The sequence below is a fragment of the Paraburkholderia sp. JHI869 genome (assembly GCF_038900775.1).
Classification (GTDB): domain Bacteria; phylum Pseudomonadota; class Gammaproteobacteria; order Burkholderiales; family Burkholderiaceae; genus Paraburkholderia.
Genome location: NZ_JAYMSC010000026.1, coordinates 112,650 through 128,770 on the forward strand (window position 1 = coordinate 112,650; position 16,121 = coordinate 128,770).

The following is a 16,121-nucleotide window of genomic DNA, read 5'->3' on the forward strand; positions in this document are numbered from 1 at the left end:
TGAAGCGAGTCTGCGAATGTCGATTGCAGACAGGCGCGGCACTGATGGACTGAGAGGTATAGCCGTATGGAGGTCGGATGCTCGTCGAAAAAACAACACATATTTGCAGTGAGATTCCGCAAGCCAGAATAGTGGCTAGAAGGCTGGGAGATTTCGACCATTGTCTCTCGCGCGGTGTCATGTCAAAGGAGGCTTGGCCCGCCCAAGCGCTACGCTCGAGATTTTCGATCTGCAATGGTGTGCACTTGCCATGGCGAGCACCACCTGTACCCACGAGGCGTCATTGCACTGGTACAACACAAGACGCATCGACTTCGTCATCGGGGTCTTGGTCATAGTTGTCCATCTCTGTACGCACGATGTACGTCGCGTCCTTCGGCACAACGAACATCTGTACTTCATCGTAGTCGATACCCGGTTCCATGACGTAGCCGCCCTTAAACTTTGACACGATGTTCGCCGCTCGATATTTTATGGGCAGTGCGTCCACTTTTACGAGGCCGTCAGGTAACTTGGAGGGCAGCACCCGCACATCTACGCTGATATCGCCTTTCTTGCCACCGTCTAGTTCGATCGGGATCTTTCCAACGTTCTTCGGTTTGACGTGAACAACCAGCAAGCGACTACTTTCGTTAAACGGTTGCACTTCTGCAGTAACCGTCACGTTCGGATTGGCTTCATGCGTGTCTTCAACCGTGAAATTATGGTACGCCCACCATCCGCCCACTGGGATGGCGATCAGCGAAGTACAGGTGAGTGCAAACTCAACCCACCACTTAATCTTGTCCTTTTCGAGTTTCATAGGGCCCCGTCACGATCACTACAGTGATAAGAATTGAATCGTTCGTCCCGCCTTCTGGAACGCATCGGTAAGGTGTGTTGGGCGCCTTGCGTAGTGATCTTGAAACGGCAAGATTATCTACTAAAATGCATACACGGCTGGCGACGTACCAAAGAACGAGGGGAAGAAAATGGCCCGGTTAGTCGTTGCTCTCTTGCTAGTTGTAAGCTCGAACGCGTGGAGCGAGACACCTCCGTCACAAGTCGCGCCTACAAATGCGATGTATTTTGTTCCCTTGATTATCGGCGTCACATACATAGTTACTATCTTTTGCTTATTCAAGCTATGGAGTTTGCTCAATAACGATTCCGATTGGTCTTGGGCAAAGGCGTTGTCGGATGAGGCTGTCGTAAGCAAACCTCCACCCGAACCCACTACGACAGTATTGAAAAACCCAGACGGAACTACCGCTTCCGAAACTACTTCCTACGAACCGTCTGATTACTCCGAGCTTACGGGGAGCACAAGCCGCGTAATTGCTATATTCGGGATGGTCGTCATTCTTTTCATGTTCCTTGGCTTTGGCTCCGTCGCGATGTGGCGCTATGCCTACTTCGGCGATGCTCAAAACGCGATGGACATGATGAAGATCCTTTTCGCTGGAGTAGCTTTGTTCGTCCCTTACGGTTTTAACCAAGTCCAAAAGGCGATCTCAGCATTCGGTCCGCAGAAGTGAAAGCCCCCCCAACCGCAGGGAGGCACTTTTTCGAATTCCTCTTCCTTTCGTTACGCGAAAGGTTTCTCAATTGGTCGGGCGGCCACTGGAAGCAGGGGGCGTGGCAGGCAAGGAATTTCGCGTCTTCAGCCGTCCAATGAAGTCCGCGCTTGTTTCGATACGGAGTGCGGCGGAACCTGGAGGTTGGCCGTCCATTAGAGAAATAAATTGACTCGACGAACCTTTAAGCCATACCGCGGAGTCGCGCATTGATGGAATGTCGAGCAGTCGCATCTCATAAGCTATCGGATCTGCGCCCAAGCCTTGATTGGCCAACGTGACAGCGTCGAAGAGACGTTGAGGGAGAGGCCCCGACGCGATGCCAGCGAAATCAAAATGCCCTTTTCGCGTGGAGATCATCACTACGCCCGGCGCGTCACCGTCTACAATAAGATAACGCCAGCCGACTTGCTTCGCCGCAGATAGCGGGTCTTGTAGCGTGAAGTCATGTCTTGTCAATGTGTAAAAGGGAAGCGGTGCCGTTGTCGATGGTGTTCCACGCAGTGCAGCGATAGTATTCGCCCGGTGCGAGCGCCGGGCAAGCTCGCTTTGAACGATGTCGCGACCGCCAACAGGTTCAGTGGGTACAGTCAGCGTCATATGTCACCTCAGTGAGTCAGATAATAGTAGTCCCACGTTCCGCTTGAGTGGTAGTCGCTAGCGAAAGTCGTATATGGGATGGTCTGGTCGCCGTAGTAGGGATCCCCGACGTCGACATCGCCAACGCTCGGATCGTATCCGTATATTGCATTGAAATGTCCGGACCCGTCTGTCCATTTGATATGGCAGCAAACGGGCCGCTGTCCATTGAGTTCGGCCTCCAAATCCGCCGGCTGCAACGGCGTTGGTTGTGCGTCCGAGACGTAATGCCCGACAACCTCGAGGGCTGGTTCGAGAGCGTGCGATGTGTTGCAACCCGTCGGCAGAGGGTTGTTGCAGCAGGGCGTGTCGTTGAGACATGCCGAGGCAATCTGACATTGCGTTTGGGCTTGCTGCATTGCATAAAATGTCGCAACGCTCGCGGCGGTGGCGGCCCAGCACCACTCGGTTTGCTGCTGCGTCTCCATCTGGAATGCAAGGGCATTTGGTGCCGCTCCACCCGCTGGAGCGCCAGGAGCCGGTGCACCCGCCACGGCTGGCGGCGGTGTCAATGTCAGAGGGACAACCGGGCCAAGAAAGCTGGGTACTGTCATGTTCATATCGATCCTCGTGGGTTTCGCTTTTGGGGGCGAGCAGGGTCCTTTGAATCTGGTTGTGGCGCGCTCAGGGCAAAAGCGAGCGCGCTTTCGTCAGAGCTACTTGAGCGTTTATCTGAGCGGCTTGTGCCAGATTCAACGTCGTTTGCGCGCTCAGCGCATCTTCCTGCTCGACGTTCGGCTCTCCGGCCTCTAGCGCTCTGAGCGCGTTCTCCGAGTTGAGTAAACTTGTCTGTGCGGCAAGCGCCGCGGCCGGACCGGCATTCCTTGCATTGGCCTGAGCTGACTTGAGCGCGATCGTCGCGTTGTCCGCCGCAGTTTGTGCCTGCTCCCGTGCCGTTTGGGCAGCCGTTGGCAGGTTAGCTTGGTACGTAATGTTGGCGGTATCCGCGGCAATCTGCTCTGACTCCGCCTGTGCCCGTGCGTACCGAGCGGCCGCTATGGCGTTTGGTATGCCGGCCGCTGTCGTTGCGGCGGCCGCTGCCGAACTGGCTGCAACTGCGGCTGCCGCAGCCTTCTCGGTAACCTGTATTGAGGTCGGCGAGCCGTTAGAATCGAGTGCGATCACTGCACCTTCGGATTTGAATGTGCCGCCCGCGGCTCGTATGTTGTACATTTGCCCCAGTTGCAGCATGGGTTGATCCTTTACTGTGTGTTCTTTGTCGGCTACCCACGTATTGAGCAATCCTGGTGGGCACGCCGTCGCACCGGAGCAGGCTAGGAGTCTTCCTGGCGCTGCTGTTCTAACAGGGACGCCGATTGAAGGATCGGCAGTAGAGTGCTGTTTTGCTATCTGCCAACTCCCATCTGGCAACGGGACGTAGATGGCTAGAGATAAATCGAAAAGGCGTGTGTCGGGTGGATTCGCGGTGTCGACATGCTTGATCCATTTTTTGAGAGTTGCGGGAAGAAGATGGTTGGCGTTGTCGGCTTCGTATTGCGTCCCATCAGAAGGCCATACCAACGTCTGCGTCTCCGTCACAGCTTTTTGCGCTGCCGCCAACTCGTTTTTATCTGCTGTGAGCTTTTGTTGCGCTTCGTCCTGGACCCCTAGCGCTTTGGCCAGGGGCTTTTTATATGACGAGTCTTTAGCCGCTTGCGCAGTGAGCAACGTCACTTTGTCGGTCGCCTGCGAGAGCGCCTTCGTTTCTTGCGTTACGCGCTTTTGAAGACTGATTTGATTTTTTGGTCGCAGCTTCGCGAAGGCTTTTACCACGGAATCTGAACACGCTACCTGCACAGGGGGTGGCGCACCCTCGCCACCTGTTATTTCGGGGCCGGCGCCAACCGGTGCGTGGCCACCCAATACCGCGCCGCCAATCACAATCTGTGCCGCGGTTGTCGCCACACTTGCTATGATTTTCCCTGTCTCGTCTTCTGATGACGCGTTAAGTCCGGTATTGCTCCCGTCGGAGGCTAGATTGGACGTTATGTCGCTAGTCGAAAACCATCCGGTGGAATCGAGCAAATACCGTTGATCCGGATCCGGCGCGCGCCCCGGCGTAACCTGAACATTCACCTTGCCTTTAAGGGTGTCCGTGCATCCGGTGACTTCTCGCGACACGACCAGAGTGAATTGCGTCATAGATAGTGTCCAAGGAACGCCGGTCAATGCCCCCGAATTCGTTGTGACGTGCGTCACGTTGATCCCAGCACCGCAACCCGTACACAACAGAGAAACGGCGGAAGCTATGGACACTGCGACAGCCGAAGTATTTTTCTTTTTCATTTCGCCACTCCGCTTGGTTTTCAAACGTCGTCCGCAAATCTAAAATAATTGTTGTGATGACATGGTCTATTTTCTTTTATTCAAAACTATGTGTAGTAATGCTAATTAGTTATCGAGGTGTGAAGATGAGATCCGTTCCGTTGAGCGTAACGATATCTGTGACTGCTCGGTGTGCGTTACCGCACATATGCAAGGCTTACAGCGTGTTAGGAACTTGAAGTCTTGCTGTTGTGTGCGCAGGCATGAGGACAGGGAACACTTGAGCGTTTGGTCCCATAGGAGCTCCCGGTATCATTTCATAGTTTATGGCGCGGTCCGGTTATGCCAGCAAAACTTCCTTAGAAGGATGTTCGGCACGTTGGTAGATTCAAAAAGCGGCTATGTCGCGTTGCTTCTAGCAGTACAGTGACCGCACCACACGGGTGGGGCAATTGAAGCCGACAATTTGCTTCCAATTTCGTGCGTCTAGGAGAGTGGTGCACGAGAGGCTTCGCTTGTTGCTCGCGCATCAACTAACTCAAATCATGATTCCTTGCATCGATGTCAAATCCAACAGCGCCTGACCTCTTGAATCATCCAGCCACTCGACAGTGGATAGCAGACACGCTGAAGCGTTATGCAAATGGCATATTTGGTGAACTTCGGCCAGCGCTGATCTGGACGGACAGCCGCGATGGCTCTGGTGAGCTAATCGTGCCGGTTGACCCGGAGGCGCTTGTCAATCGCATCAACGCCGAGCCGCACATATTGCTCCACGACCATGACCCCGGAGCACCTATCGGGCAGGTCCTCGAAAGTGCGCATTTTAGAACCGACACAGGCAGGCAGTTCGTCACGGCGGTGTTCGGCTACTACGCAGGCGGCGAGGTACTGACGTTTGCAGCTGCGGGGCTAGGCAACAAGGGCCCAGTGCGCTCACCTTCACGACTTCCCGAGTTGCCTGGAGCTGCTTGGATCCAGTTTGCGACCGATCCTCGTGAGGTAAGCGAAGCTTGGGTCGACGCCGTTTGCGTCGGCGCCCCGCTAAGAGTGGAGCGCACGGAGCTTTCTCACAATGCCGACGATTCCACCCGTGAGCTGATTCGGATTGGCATCATGTATCTTCCAGTCCTCTGGAATCCATTCGTGACGGCCATTGGCACCGAAGCCGGCAAAGCCGCCTACGCCGCGATTCATGACTGGCTCCGGAAGCTCTTCCTCGGGCTAGCGGACCGGCGCAATCCGATCCTGGATGTGCACACGCATGTAAACGACTGCCAAGTCTCCTTCCTTTTGCGAGGCAAGGATATAAGCAGGCACATCGCTGCGCACGATAGCTTACCAGGCGCCGCGGCGCAGGCGGAGCATCTGGTCGCGAACCTCAAGGCAAGAAGAATGGTTGCGCGGCAGCTGGTTTATGAGTTTGAAAGGGATGCGCTCGTTTGGTACCCGTCGTACGTTATCCTCGACGACCACCGCATCATCACCGACCATATTTCCCTCCTTGCCATCGAGAAGCTCCCTAAAGAACTGAGCTTGGGCTTGACCCGTGGGGATTTTGAGACGCCTGCCATGAAGCCTGCGGTCACTGATGACGATCTCAATTGAAGCCAGGATGCGGCTGCCTTTAATTTTCCTGCCGGCGATGCCCTGCGACGGACGAATGTATGCCAATCAAGTCGAAGGCTTGAAGGATCTGGTTTCGCCCTCCGTTAGCGTGCTCGCCGAAAGTACATTCGCTGAGAGCGCAGACAAACTGCTGGCTGCAATTGTCGGAGACTTCATCCTCGCGGGCACAGCCTACGGCGGATGCCTCGCAATGGAGGTGCTTGCGAGGGCTCCGGAGCGCGTGCGTGGGCTCTGGCTGATGAACTGTCAGCCGAGTGCTCATCCAGATCCTGACGCGCTTCAGGCAGCGAGCCGCAGGCTCCGCGCTGGCGAACACGACATCGTGATCGAGGAGTTCGCTGAGGGGGCAATTCCCGCCGAGGATTCCGACTCCCGGGCGATGTTCGTTCAGATGGCGCGTGATGCCGGTGCCGAGCTGTTCGCTCGCCAGTCAGACGCAACGCTAACGCGCGTCGACCGATGGCAGACACTTTCTTCGAGCAATATTCCAACCTTGCTGATTTGGGGGGCCGCAGACCGGTTCGTTCCTGTCGAGGTTGGACTTCGGATTGCCAAAGTCATGCCGCATGCCCGTTTTGAGTCGCTAGATGGCTGCGGACACTTTCCTTCCCTCGAGCGTCCCGCTTTATGCACGACGATCGCACGTGACTGGATTGTCCGAGACGTGCTGCCCGCCATCCGCTGATCAGGGTAGAGCTGTTTGTGCGAATGCTGAACGTTCGCTGGGATCGAGGAAGACGAGGAGTGAAGCTGCTCATTGGAACGCGATGAACTGCTGCGTGGGCGCGTTATGGAAGCGCTGCAGACCCGCCGTTGCGTTCTCGAAGGCTGCGACGAAGTTGTAGAGCCCAAGATCGGTCATCTCCACGACCTTGCTTTCGTTTTGTGAGCCGTACAGCGAGTGAAATACAAGGCCTCTTACGGGAATTCCATTGTTGTTGATCAATGCGGTGAGTATTTTTTTCGGCAGTTCCCGGCTGGTTTGCGCGTCGATGTAGCTTCCGTGCCCCGCGGCCATCCTGACCAAACACCAGAACAACCATTTGGGTGACATCTGCTGACCGGTGCCGGGATGCCCCATCGCCGCATTGACGCTTCCTTTGGCTTCGATGATCAGATACTCCAACACATCACCCGTCTGCATATCGCGTTTGACCCAGATCTGGTCGATGCCGTTCGGACGGCCGCCGCCAACAGACTTCCCCATTTTCAACTGGTAGTTTGGCCCGTACGCGGTGATCAGCAGCTTGCTGGCCGCGTATTCGCCACGGGCAGCAGTTCGGGCCTGCTCGGTGTCCAAGCCTGCACCCAGATTCGTGTAGTGGCTGCTGAGCCGGGTTCCGGATTTTGTGTCGTTTCGTTTGAACCGGCCCCAACCCCCGCTGTTGTCTTGACCATACAGCCAGCTGCGCACCGCCTCGCGGGTATGTTGGTCCTTGCTATTCAGCGCTTGGTAGTGCCCCCAAGCCACGGTTGCGTGAGGACGAACCCAACGATGTTGCTGTACGTCGGTAATCGCGGACAAAGTTTCGAAACGATGCGCGAGAATCCACTGCACGTCCGTGTCGGCGGAGTCGAACAGCGAATGAGCGACCGTGGTACCCCCGGTATGGCGCGCGTCTCTCCGGAGCGCCTGCTCAATTTCCGTCTGGGCTTGCGTGTCGAGCAGAACAAGCTGGCCGGCGCTACGGTTGGTCGGATTCACCGTGTGCCGATTCAGGATCTGCGTGACCACACTGGGTTGAGGCTGATCGCGCAGTTTCACCAGTCCGATGGGCCCGAGCGCCGTGTAAGGGTACTGCTGGCTGGAAAGGAGCGTCAGGTTGTTAGTGGTCAACCCCAGCGTGACCTCATTGCCAAGATATAGATTTTCCTTCAACCCGGCCGCGCGTCCCGCTTCCAGGATGTGCCCTATAAGCTGATTGAGCGGATCGGTTTCTGTGTAAGCCGTCAACTGGTTCATCGAACTCGCTCCCGTTGGCCGGGCAGGTCGCGCGGAATCGCGCGCCGAGCCGGAGTTCGTAATGCCCACACCAAGTATGGCGGAGAACGAGAACTGGCTCCCGCTGGCCGTCCTCCACCGACGAGACGTTACGGTCTATCGGCGCGACCGAACCTGCCAACTGCAAGATGCTTTGGTTGGCGTGGGCAGGGATGGGGGAACGCCGCCATGCTATCGTCAAGGTACCTTGACTGGACGACAATCATGCAACCTCGATCGCACGAGCTACTGCACAGAAAGTCGTCTCCGCCTGCGGTTAGCCTTCGCCGGGACGCTCAAGCTTCTCGCGAGTTGTGCAGGGATCCACAAGTAACTTCCCCCACGATGCGAATTCTTCGAGCACCGCTCTTGTCTCGGAGAATTCGAATAGGCAGTCTGTGCTGCGTAAGCCCTCGTTTTCAAGCCATACGGGTACCGTCGCCCCGTTGGGGAGTTGGTCGTTCTCAATGCGCGATTCAACGTGCTTCATCGCGTTGTAGATAGCGTTGAGACGTTCAGCCGGCGATCCATCACCCTTCTCGAACATTTTCATGCCTGCAGGTTTTGCGAGCAGTTGGTATGCGTGCCACGACTGCCCGACAAACGCTTCCCAGTGGTAAAGCGCATCAACGTATTTCGACGCAGATTGGCGATGACCCTCGAGGAACTCAAGCGTCAAGCGGCGTGCGTGAGTGTGCTCCACGAATGCCTGGCGACTCCTGCGCAGGAAGTTGAAGACGTATGTGTGCAACGGTTGCGAAAACTTGCCGCGGAGAGTCGAGTTCAGGAAAAAGCTCGCAATCCATTGTTCAGCTTGCCCGGCTAGCTGGGAAACATCGGGTATTTCAGCCTTCTCGAACTTGCCGATACCCGGTGCGAGACCCTGTTCTAAAGCGTACCAGGTGAACATTGCTGCTCCATTGATGGTGTGTGCAACTGTAGACGAGTTTGGAAGATTACACGGGCGCATCGGACGCCTGAGCGCAGCAATCGAAAGAAATGTGTAAGCATCATGGCGCGGGCGGGCAGATAAATCGTCTTATCAGTCCATTGCTGAGAAACGTCTAAACTGGCGAAGATGAAAACGCGTGAGACCCTTCCCGAAGACACCAGCTCGGACTTCCCGGACGAAGCGGAGCTGGCCGCGCTACGTAGCTGGTACGCGGGCTTGGACGCGCGCGCCGCCGTTGCCCGCTATCTAGGGGACCGGCGGGAGGTTGGTGCGTCGTCGCGCGCCATCCTGGGCCGCATTCGCAGGCAGCTCGTCGCGTACGCCGTGCAGCGTCACCGCGAGGATCTGGCGGCCGTCTTCGCTGAGCGCCCGTCGAAAGCATCGGCCGAAGAGGTAGCCAACGCAATCGCTGCGCTGCGGAACCTGCCGATGCCGACGCCGTCGATTACCGACACGCTCGAGTTGTGGTTACCGCAGCGCATCGTCGCGGCGCTCCAAGCACACGGAATCCGGACGCTGGCCGACCTGACTGTGCGGATTCCGCGGCGACGTCGCTGGTGGACGGCAATTGCCGGACTCGGCGTCGCGGGCGCGCGCCGTATTGAGGCGCTTTTCGCGGCCCATCCGGCTCTGACCGAGCGGGCGAGAGCGCTGATCGCCGCGGCGCCGTCCGGCAACATCGTTCCGTGGGAGCAGTTACGCGTACCGCACGACGTTGATGGTTCGCAAGGGCAGTTCCGGGCGCCAGAGGCCGCCTGCCTGCTGAACGCGTCGAACGACTACGAGGCAATCCAGTCCTGGCTGGCGCTGCACGAATCAGCCGCTACGCAGCGCGCGTACCGCAAGGAGGCTGAACGCTTGATTCTCTGGGCGATAGTCGAACGCGGCCGCGCACTGTCGTCGCTCAACACAGACGATGCAATTGCCTACCGGGGCTTCCTGCGCCGACCGACACCACACGAGCGCTGGATCGGACCGTCGCGGCCTCGGCATAGTGTCGAATGGCGGCCGTTCACTGGCCCGCTGTCAGCCCGATCGACGGCATACGCCCTGAACGTTCTGTCCGCGCTGTTTCGCTGGCTTATTGAGCAGCGATACGTGCTGGCAAACCCGTTCGCCGGCGTCAAGGTCAAGAACCACAGACAGCGCGCCGGCATGGATGTGTCCCGTGGTTTCTCCGAAGGGGAGTGGCTACTGATCCGCACGGTCGGCGACGGACTCGAATGGTCATATGGCTGGAGTGTGCTGGCAGCACAACGGTTGCGGTTCCTGCTGGATTTCGGCTACTCGACAGGGCTCCGTGCGAGTGAGCTAGTCGGCGCAACCCTTGGCGATATCCACCGCGACGAGCACGGCAATCAATGGCTGCATGTGCTCGGCAAGGGCGGCAAGCTGGGTAAGGTGGCGTTACCTTCGCTCGCACGGAACTCGCTCGACCAGTATCTTGTACAGCGTCGACTCCCGGTCACGCCCGCCCGCTGGGATCCAGCGACACCGCTTGTTGCGAGTCTTGAGGAGGATGGTGCGGGCATTGAAAGCACTCGACTTTGGCGCGTTCTACGCAGGTTCTTCGTACTGGTAGCCAACGCTATTCAGGACGAACAACCAGCGACGGGTGCGAAGCTGCGCCGCGCGAGCCCGCACTGGATGCGCCACACACACGCGTCACACGCGCTAGCACGGGGTGCCGAGCTCATCATGGTCCGTGACAACCTTCGCCATGCTTCGATCTCGACGACGTCGACCTATCTTCACAGCGACGAAGTGCAGCGAGCCCGGCAGTTCGATCGGGCGTTCGGGATGGACAACTTCAAGCGCTAGTCGGAAGTTAGGCCGACGAAATTGACAGGGCGAGTACGCGCAGATACTTGATCTGGAAGCAAGGGGGCGAGGGTGGTGCGCCGTAGGCCTCATGCGAGCGGCCGATACGCCGCACAACGGTCAGTGCCAGCGCCGTCAATCCATCCTCCACACGCCTAAGCCCCATGCGCCGCGACGTAGTGGAGGCTCTGCGCAATCTGCACGGCCTCTATTGACATTTGCGGCGTTTTGTGTTCCTTATAAACACCGTGCGTCTAAGCCATCTTCAGTTAGTTTCGGATACGCCACGCCCAGTAAGGCGTTGCCGGACAGTTGCATCCACTGTATCCAGATCTAATCGACGGTCGTATCCGCTTCTATTGGACAGTGACATGATCGAATTGAGCGACGGGGTCATGGGGTTGAGGAAAAGTTATAGCTGTATCAAATCTTCTCAATTACCGCGTACTGGGCGTCTCCCTATACTGGCCCAAAACAATAGCACTGTAAGACTGAAATGCGGTAGTTGAATTGCAGTCAGCAGCGATTGCTGCCGCAGCGGTTGAATTCACTATAACTGACGCTCAATCCTATGTCTCTCATCAACTACGTCACGCAGATTCAGTTCGATTTCGGCGCCATTCGTCTGCTCAAGAACGAATGCGAACGAGTGGGCATAAGCCGGCCTTTGATCGTCACTGACAAAGGCGTGCGCGCGGCGGGGATCATCGATAGCGTACTGAGCGCACTGGCAGGCGTTGCGCCCGCAACGATCTACGACGGCACGCCGCCCAACCCGAACGAATCGGCAGTGCGCGAGGCCGTGGCGGCGTATCGCGCTGGCGAGTGCGACGGCATCGTCGCCGTTGGCGGCGGTTCGGCAATCGATCTTGCAAAAGGCGTGGCCGTTTGCGCGACGCACGAAGGTCCGCTGCAGCGCTTCGCCGTGATCGAAGGCGGCGCGGCAAACATCACGGCCAGGACGGCCCCGGTCATCGCGGTGCCGACGACGGCGGGCACCGGCAGCGAAGTGGGGCGCGGCGCGATTCTGATTCTCGATGATGGCCGCAAGGTCGGCGTGATTTCGCCTTACGTCGTGCCGCGTGTGGCGATTTGCGATCCCGAACTCACGTTGGGCCTGCCGTCTGCATTGACGGCGGCGACGGGCATGGACGCCATCGCGCATTGCATGGAGACCTTCCTCGCGCCCGCCTTCAATCCGCCCGCTGATGGCATTGCGCTCGACGGCTTGTGGCGCGCGTGGCGTCATATCGAGCGTGCAACGCGCGACGGCGGCGACCGCGTGGCGCGGCTGAACATGATGAGCGCGTCGATGCAGGGCGCGCTGGCGTTCCAGAAGGGTTTGGGTTGCGTACACAGCCTGAGCCATTCGCTCGGCGGCATCAATCCGCGTTTGCATCATGGCACGCTGAACGCTATCTTTCTGCCGGCTGTGCTGCGGTTCAACGAGCAAGCGCCTTCGGTGCGCGACGAAGGCAAGCTCAACCGGCTGGCCACGGCGATGGGGCTGGGCAGCGGCGCCGAAGTGGCGCCTGCCGTGCGCACGATGACCGAGCGCCTCGGCTTGCCGACGGGCCTCGCGCAGCTTGGTGTGAGCGCTGAGATGTTCCCCGAGATCATCAAGGGTGCGCTCAAGGATCACAGCCACAAGACCAATCCGCGCGAAGCTTCCGAAGACGATTACCGCGCCATGCTCGAATCGTCGATGTAACACGGCGCGGCTTCGGTCAAGCGCGAGCGCGCGCCTCAGTGAGCGTCTTGAGGCGGTCGAGTCCCGCGCGGTACAGCACCTCGTAATGCTCGACGAGCGAAGTGGCCTGCTGTGCTTCGCGCGGTTCGAAACGGCTCGCCCACGTGACGGCCGTTTTTCCCGCATCGATCTGCTGCGCGGACAGCGTTGCCACGTAGTCCGATACGGGATCGGGACCTTCGACGATCGTGTAGCGATAGAACATGTCGTGCTCGCTGTGCTCGAGCAGTTCCTCGACGATGATCGCGCCGCCCATCGCTTCGAGGTGGCGAATGCGGCCACCGTCTGAAAGGCGCGATGAGCGCACGAATTCGAGCCACGCGGGGAGGCCGTTGAAATCGCCGAGCATCGCCCAGACCTGCTCGACGGGTGCCCCGATTTCGATGGATACGCTGACGTTAGCCATAATCTGCGCCTCCTCAGTTCTGCGGTGTCGGCGCGTTCGCGCTGATCACGCCAGCCGACTTGAGTTCGTCCCACAGCTCGGCAGGAATCGCGCTGCTGGCGAGCGCCAGATTTTCCGCAATGCGCTCGGGACGGCTCGCGCCGGGAATCACGCCTGCCACTGCCGGATGGGCAAGCGAAAACGCCAGTGCGGCCGCACGGATATCTACGCCGTAACGCGAGCAGATCGCCTTGATCTGCTCGACGCGATCGATCATGGCTTGCGGCGCCTTCTGGTACTCGTAATGCGTGCCGCCTGCAAGCAGGCCGGAATTATAAGGACCACCAACGATAATGCCGAGACCGCGCGCCTGAGCGGCGGGCATGAGCTTTTCGAGCGCGCTGGCATGGTCGAGCAGGGTGTAGCGGCCGGCGAGCAGGAAGCCGTCGGGGTCGGCGCGCTCGATCGCCAGTTCGCACGGCTCGACACGGTTCACGCCGAGTCCCCACGCCTTGATCACGCCTTCCTCGCGTAGACGCGTGAGCGCCTTTGCCGCGCCATTCATCGCAACGTCGAATACGTCGCGCCACGCGTCGCCGTGGAAATCGACGGCCGGGTCGTGAATCCAGACATAGTCGAGATGGTCGGTGCGCAAACGCTTGAGACTGTCTTCGATCGAGCGCATGGTGCCCGCTTCGGTGTAGTCGTAGACGATGCGGTTCGGCAGACCGTGCTCGAACAGGCCGCCTTTTTCGCCGAGATCGCGCGCCGTGGTGGACTCCACTTCGTCCAGAATGAGGCGGCCTACCTTGGTGCCGAGCACGTACTCGTTGCGCGGGTGGCGCGCTAGTGCTTCGCCCAGACGCAGCTCCGCGAGACCTGCGCCATAAAGCGGGGCCGCGTCGAAATAGCGAATACCGCTTTGCCAGGCAGACTCAACGGTGGCGATGGCCTCCGTTTCGGGAATCTGGCGATACATGTTGCCGAGCGGAGCGGTGCCAAAGCCGATCCGCGAGGGAATGATGATACGCATGGGTGTTCCTTCGATATTCAAAAAATGCCGCTGACGCTTCAATCCCGTTTTAGTCCCACTGTGCAGCAAGGCCTTCGGGGCTCACTTCACGGCCGTTGCGTTCGAGCGCGGTGATCTGCGCCATGTCGTCGTCCGAGAGTTCCAGTGTTTGCGCGAGCAGGTTGCTGGCGAGGTTTTCGCGCTTCGTCGAAGAGGGGATGACGGAGTAGCCCAGACGCAACGCCCAGGCAAGCGCGACCTGCGCGGGCGTGGCATGGCGACGCTCAGCAATCGCGCGGATGACCGGATCGCCGAGCACCTTGCCGTAGGCGAGCGTCATGTACGACGTTACGTGAATGCCTTCTTGCTTCAGGAAGCCAACGAGCTTGTGGCTCTGCAAATACGGGCTCAGTTCGATCTGGTTGGTCGCGATGTTGTCTTTGCCGACTACGGCGATTGCCTGCTTCGTCAGTTCGATATTGAAGTTGGAGATGCCGATCTGTCTGGTCAGTCCTTGCGATTTCGCTTCGGCCAGCGCGCTCATGAATTCTTCGAGCGCCACGCCGTTGTTGGGCGCGGGCCAGTGAATGAGCGTGAGATCGACTGTGTCGGTACGCAGTTTCTTCAGGCTTTCCTTCAAGCTCGGAACCAGCTTTTTACGCGAGTAGTTATCGACCCAGATCTTGGTCGTGAGAAAGAGATCGTTGCGCGCGATGCCGGACGCGGCGATCGCTTCGCCCACTTCGGCTTCGTTGCCGTAGATCTGGGCGGTGTCGATGGCGCGGTAACCGACTTCAAGACCGTTACGCACGGAGTCGATGACAACCTGGCCTTGCAGGCGGAACGTGCCGAGCCCGAAAGCGGGAATCTTGCTCATGATGTTCTCCACAAAAAATGATTGGGTTACCTAAGCGATAAACGAGATTTAACGCGAGCGACGTTTCAGGGCGATTTGCGCAATGACGAGCGCCACGCCGCCAAGCGCGATGAACGCACCGACAATCGGCACCGCGCCGTAGCCGAAACTGGCCGAGAGTGCGGCGCTGCCCGCGGCGGCGCCCAGCGCGTTGCCGAGGTTGAATGCGCCGACATTGACCGACGAGGCGAGCCCCGGCGCATCGTGAGCGGCGCGCATCACGCGCATTTGCAGCGGCGGCACGACAGCGAACGTCGCGATGCCCCAAACGAGCAGAGCAGCCGCCGCGCCCACATGCGTTGTGGCCAGCGCCGGAAACGCGAGCATCACAACGATCAACAGCGCGAGGAAACCAAGCAGCGTGCCGTCGAGCGAGCGGTCCGCGAGACGCCCGCCCGCCGCGTTGCCGATGGAAAAGCCCACACCGATCAGCATGAGCATGGCTGTCACGAAGCCGGGCGTCGCGCCCGTGAGATGCGTGAGCGTGGGCGTGACATAGGTGTAGAGCGTGAACATTGCGCCCGCGCCGAGCACCGTGGTCGCGAGCGCGCCGAGCACCACCGGGCGCGTGAGCACGCCGAGTTCGGCGCGCAGGTTGGGCATTTCGCCCGCCTCGCCCCTGGGCAAGGCGGCCCACAAGCCTGAAATGGCGAGCGCGCCGAGCCCGGCGGTCGCGGCGAACGACATGCGCCAGCCTATGGTTTCACCGAGCCACGTGGCCGCGGGCACGCCGCCGATGTTCGCGATGGTGAGGCCCATGAACATCGTCGCGACGGCGCTTGCCTGACGTTCGCGCGGCACGAAGCTCGCGGCCACCACCGAGCCGATGCCGAAGAACGCGCCGTGATTCAGGCTCGTGACGAGCCGTGCGAGCAGCAGCGTGGTGTAGTCGGGGGCGATGGCGGAAAGCAGGTTGCCGAGCGTAAAGATGCCCATCAGCGCCATGAGCGCGGTGCGCCGCGGCCAGCGCGCGAGGGCGAGCGTCATGAGAGGCGCGCCCACCATCACGCCGATCGCATACGCGCTGATCAGCATGCCGGCGCTGGGGATCGACACGTGCACGCCTTCGGCGATCACGGGCAAGAGGCCCATCGGCGAGAATTCGGTCGTGCCGATGCCGAATGCGCCAACGGCGAGGGCAAGGAGCGGCAGCGCGGCGCTGCTGCGCGCCGGCGGGTTGGCGGGTTGCGCCTGGCGGGGCGGGCGGGCCGTGGC

At 59.3% G+C, this 16,121-nt stretch carries 14 protein-coding genes; 5 read left to right on the forward strand and 9 right to left on the reverse strand.

Features of this window, described 5'->3' with window-relative positions; genetic code table 11:
* Positions 1-280: 280 nt before the first annotated feature.
* Entirely contained in the window at positions 281-802 is a 522-nt protein-coding gene (locus VSR72_RS32785; protein WP_342956416.1) for a hypothetical protein, read from the reverse strand.
* Positions 803-971: 169 nt separating this feature from the next.
* Between VSR72_RS32785 and VSR72_RS32790 the strand changes: the two genes are divergently transcribed.
* Positions 972-1,517: a hypothetical protein gene (locus VSR72_RS32790; protein WP_342956417.1), complete on the forward strand. Its 546-nt coding sequence runs from the start codon at positions 972-974 to the stop codon at positions 1,515-1,517.
* 66 nt (positions 1,518-1,583) lie between these two features.
* Here the strand turns inward: VSR72_RS32790 and VSR72_RS32795 are convergent, their stop codons facing one another.
* On the reverse strand, positions 1,584-2,156 hold the full coding sequence (locus tag VSR72_RS32795) for a hypothetical protein (protein WP_342956418.1): 573 nt from the start codon (positions 2,154-2,156) through the stop codon (positions 1,584-1,586).
* Positions 2,157-2,819: 663 nt separating this feature from the next.
* Positions 2,820-4,481, reverse strand: a complete 1,662-nt coding sequence (locus VSR72_RS32800) for a hypothetical protein (protein ID WP_342956419.1) — start codon at positions 4,479-4,481, stop codon at positions 2,820-2,822.
* Between the two features lie 567 nt (positions 4,482-5,048).
* On the opposite strand from VSR72_RS32800, the gene VSR72_RS32805 reads away from it, so the two are divergent.
* Both VSR72_RS32805 and VSR72_RS32810 read left to right on the forward strand, forming a co-directional pair.
* On the forward strand, positions 5,049-6,068 hold the full coding sequence (locus tag VSR72_RS32805) for a hypothetical protein (protein ID WP_342956420.1): 1,020 nt from the start codon (positions 5,049-5,051) through the stop codon (positions 6,066-6,068).
* Positions 6,052-6,774, forward strand: a complete 723-nt coding sequence (locus VSR72_RS32810) for an alpha/beta hydrolase (RefSeq protein ID WP_342956421.1) — start codon at positions 6,052-6,054, stop codon at positions 6,772-6,774. Before VSR72_RS32805 ends, VSR72_RS32810 begins: the two co-directional genes overlap by 17 nt.
* A gap of 69 nt (positions 6,775-6,843) precedes the next feature.
* Here VSR72_RS32810 and VSR72_RS32815 read toward each other — a convergent pair whose 3' ends face one another.
* Positions 6,844-8,052: a hypothetical protein gene (locus VSR72_RS32815; protein ID WP_342956422.1), complete on the reverse strand. Its 1,209-nt coding sequence runs from the start codon at positions 8,050-8,052 to the stop codon at positions 6,844-6,846.
* A gap of 295 nt (positions 8,053-8,347) precedes the next feature.
* Positions 8,348-8,980 carry a hypothetical protein gene (locus tag VSR72_RS32820; protein WP_342956423.1) on the reverse strand — a complete coding sequence of 211 codons (633 nt, stop codon included), beginning with the start codon at positions 8,978-8,980 and terminating at the stop codon, positions 8,348-8,350.
* Positions 8,981-9,148: 168 nt separating this feature from the next.
* Between VSR72_RS32820 and VSR72_RS32825 the strand changes: the two genes are divergently transcribed.
* Together VSR72_RS32825 and VSR72_RS32830 are read left to right on the forward strand one after the other, a co-directional pair.
* A complete protein-coding gene (locus VSR72_RS32825; protein WP_342956424.1) occupies positions 9,149-10,843 on the forward strand; it encodes a site-specific integrase in 1,695 nt (564 codons plus the stop codon).
* A gap of 571 nt (positions 10,844-11,414) precedes the next feature.
* Entirely contained in the window at positions 11,415-12,554 is a 1,140-nt protein-coding gene (locus tag VSR72_RS32830; RefSeq protein ID WP_342956425.1) for an iron-containing alcohol dehydrogenase, read from the forward strand.
* Between the two features lie 16 nt (positions 12,555-12,570).
* On the opposite strand, the gene VSR72_RS32835 is transcribed toward VSR72_RS32830, so the two are convergent.
* The 4 genes from VSR72_RS32835 to VSR72_RS32850 are packed head-to-tail and all read right to left on the reverse strand — an operon-like array spanning position 12,571 to position 16,058.
* The gene (locus VSR72_RS32835; RefSeq protein WP_342956426.1) at positions 12,571-12,999 is read right to left on the reverse strand and encodes an SRPBCC family protein; all 429 of its coding nucleotides are present in this window, start codon (positions 12,997-12,999) and stop codon (positions 12,571-12,573) included.
* A 13-nt stretch (positions 13,000-13,012) separates the two neighbouring features.
* On the reverse strand, positions 13,013-14,011 hold the full coding sequence (locus VSR72_RS32840; protein WP_342956427.1) for an aldo/keto reductase: 999 nt from the start codon (positions 14,009-14,011) through the stop codon (positions 13,013-13,015).
* Between the two features lie 49 nt (positions 14,012-14,060).
* Positions 14,061-14,867, reverse strand: a complete 807-nt coding sequence (gene dkgB / locus VSR72_RS32845; protein ID WP_342956428.1) for a 2,5-didehydrogluconate reductase DkgB — start codon at positions 14,865-14,867, stop codon at positions 14,061-14,063.
* Between the two features lie 48 nt (positions 14,868-14,915).
* On the reverse strand, positions 14,916-16,058 hold the full coding sequence (locus tag VSR72_RS32850; protein ID WP_342956430.1) for an MFS transporter: 1,143 nt from the start codon (positions 16,056-16,058) through the stop codon (positions 14,916-14,918).
* Between the last annotated feature and the right edge of the window lie 63 nt (positions 16,059-16,121).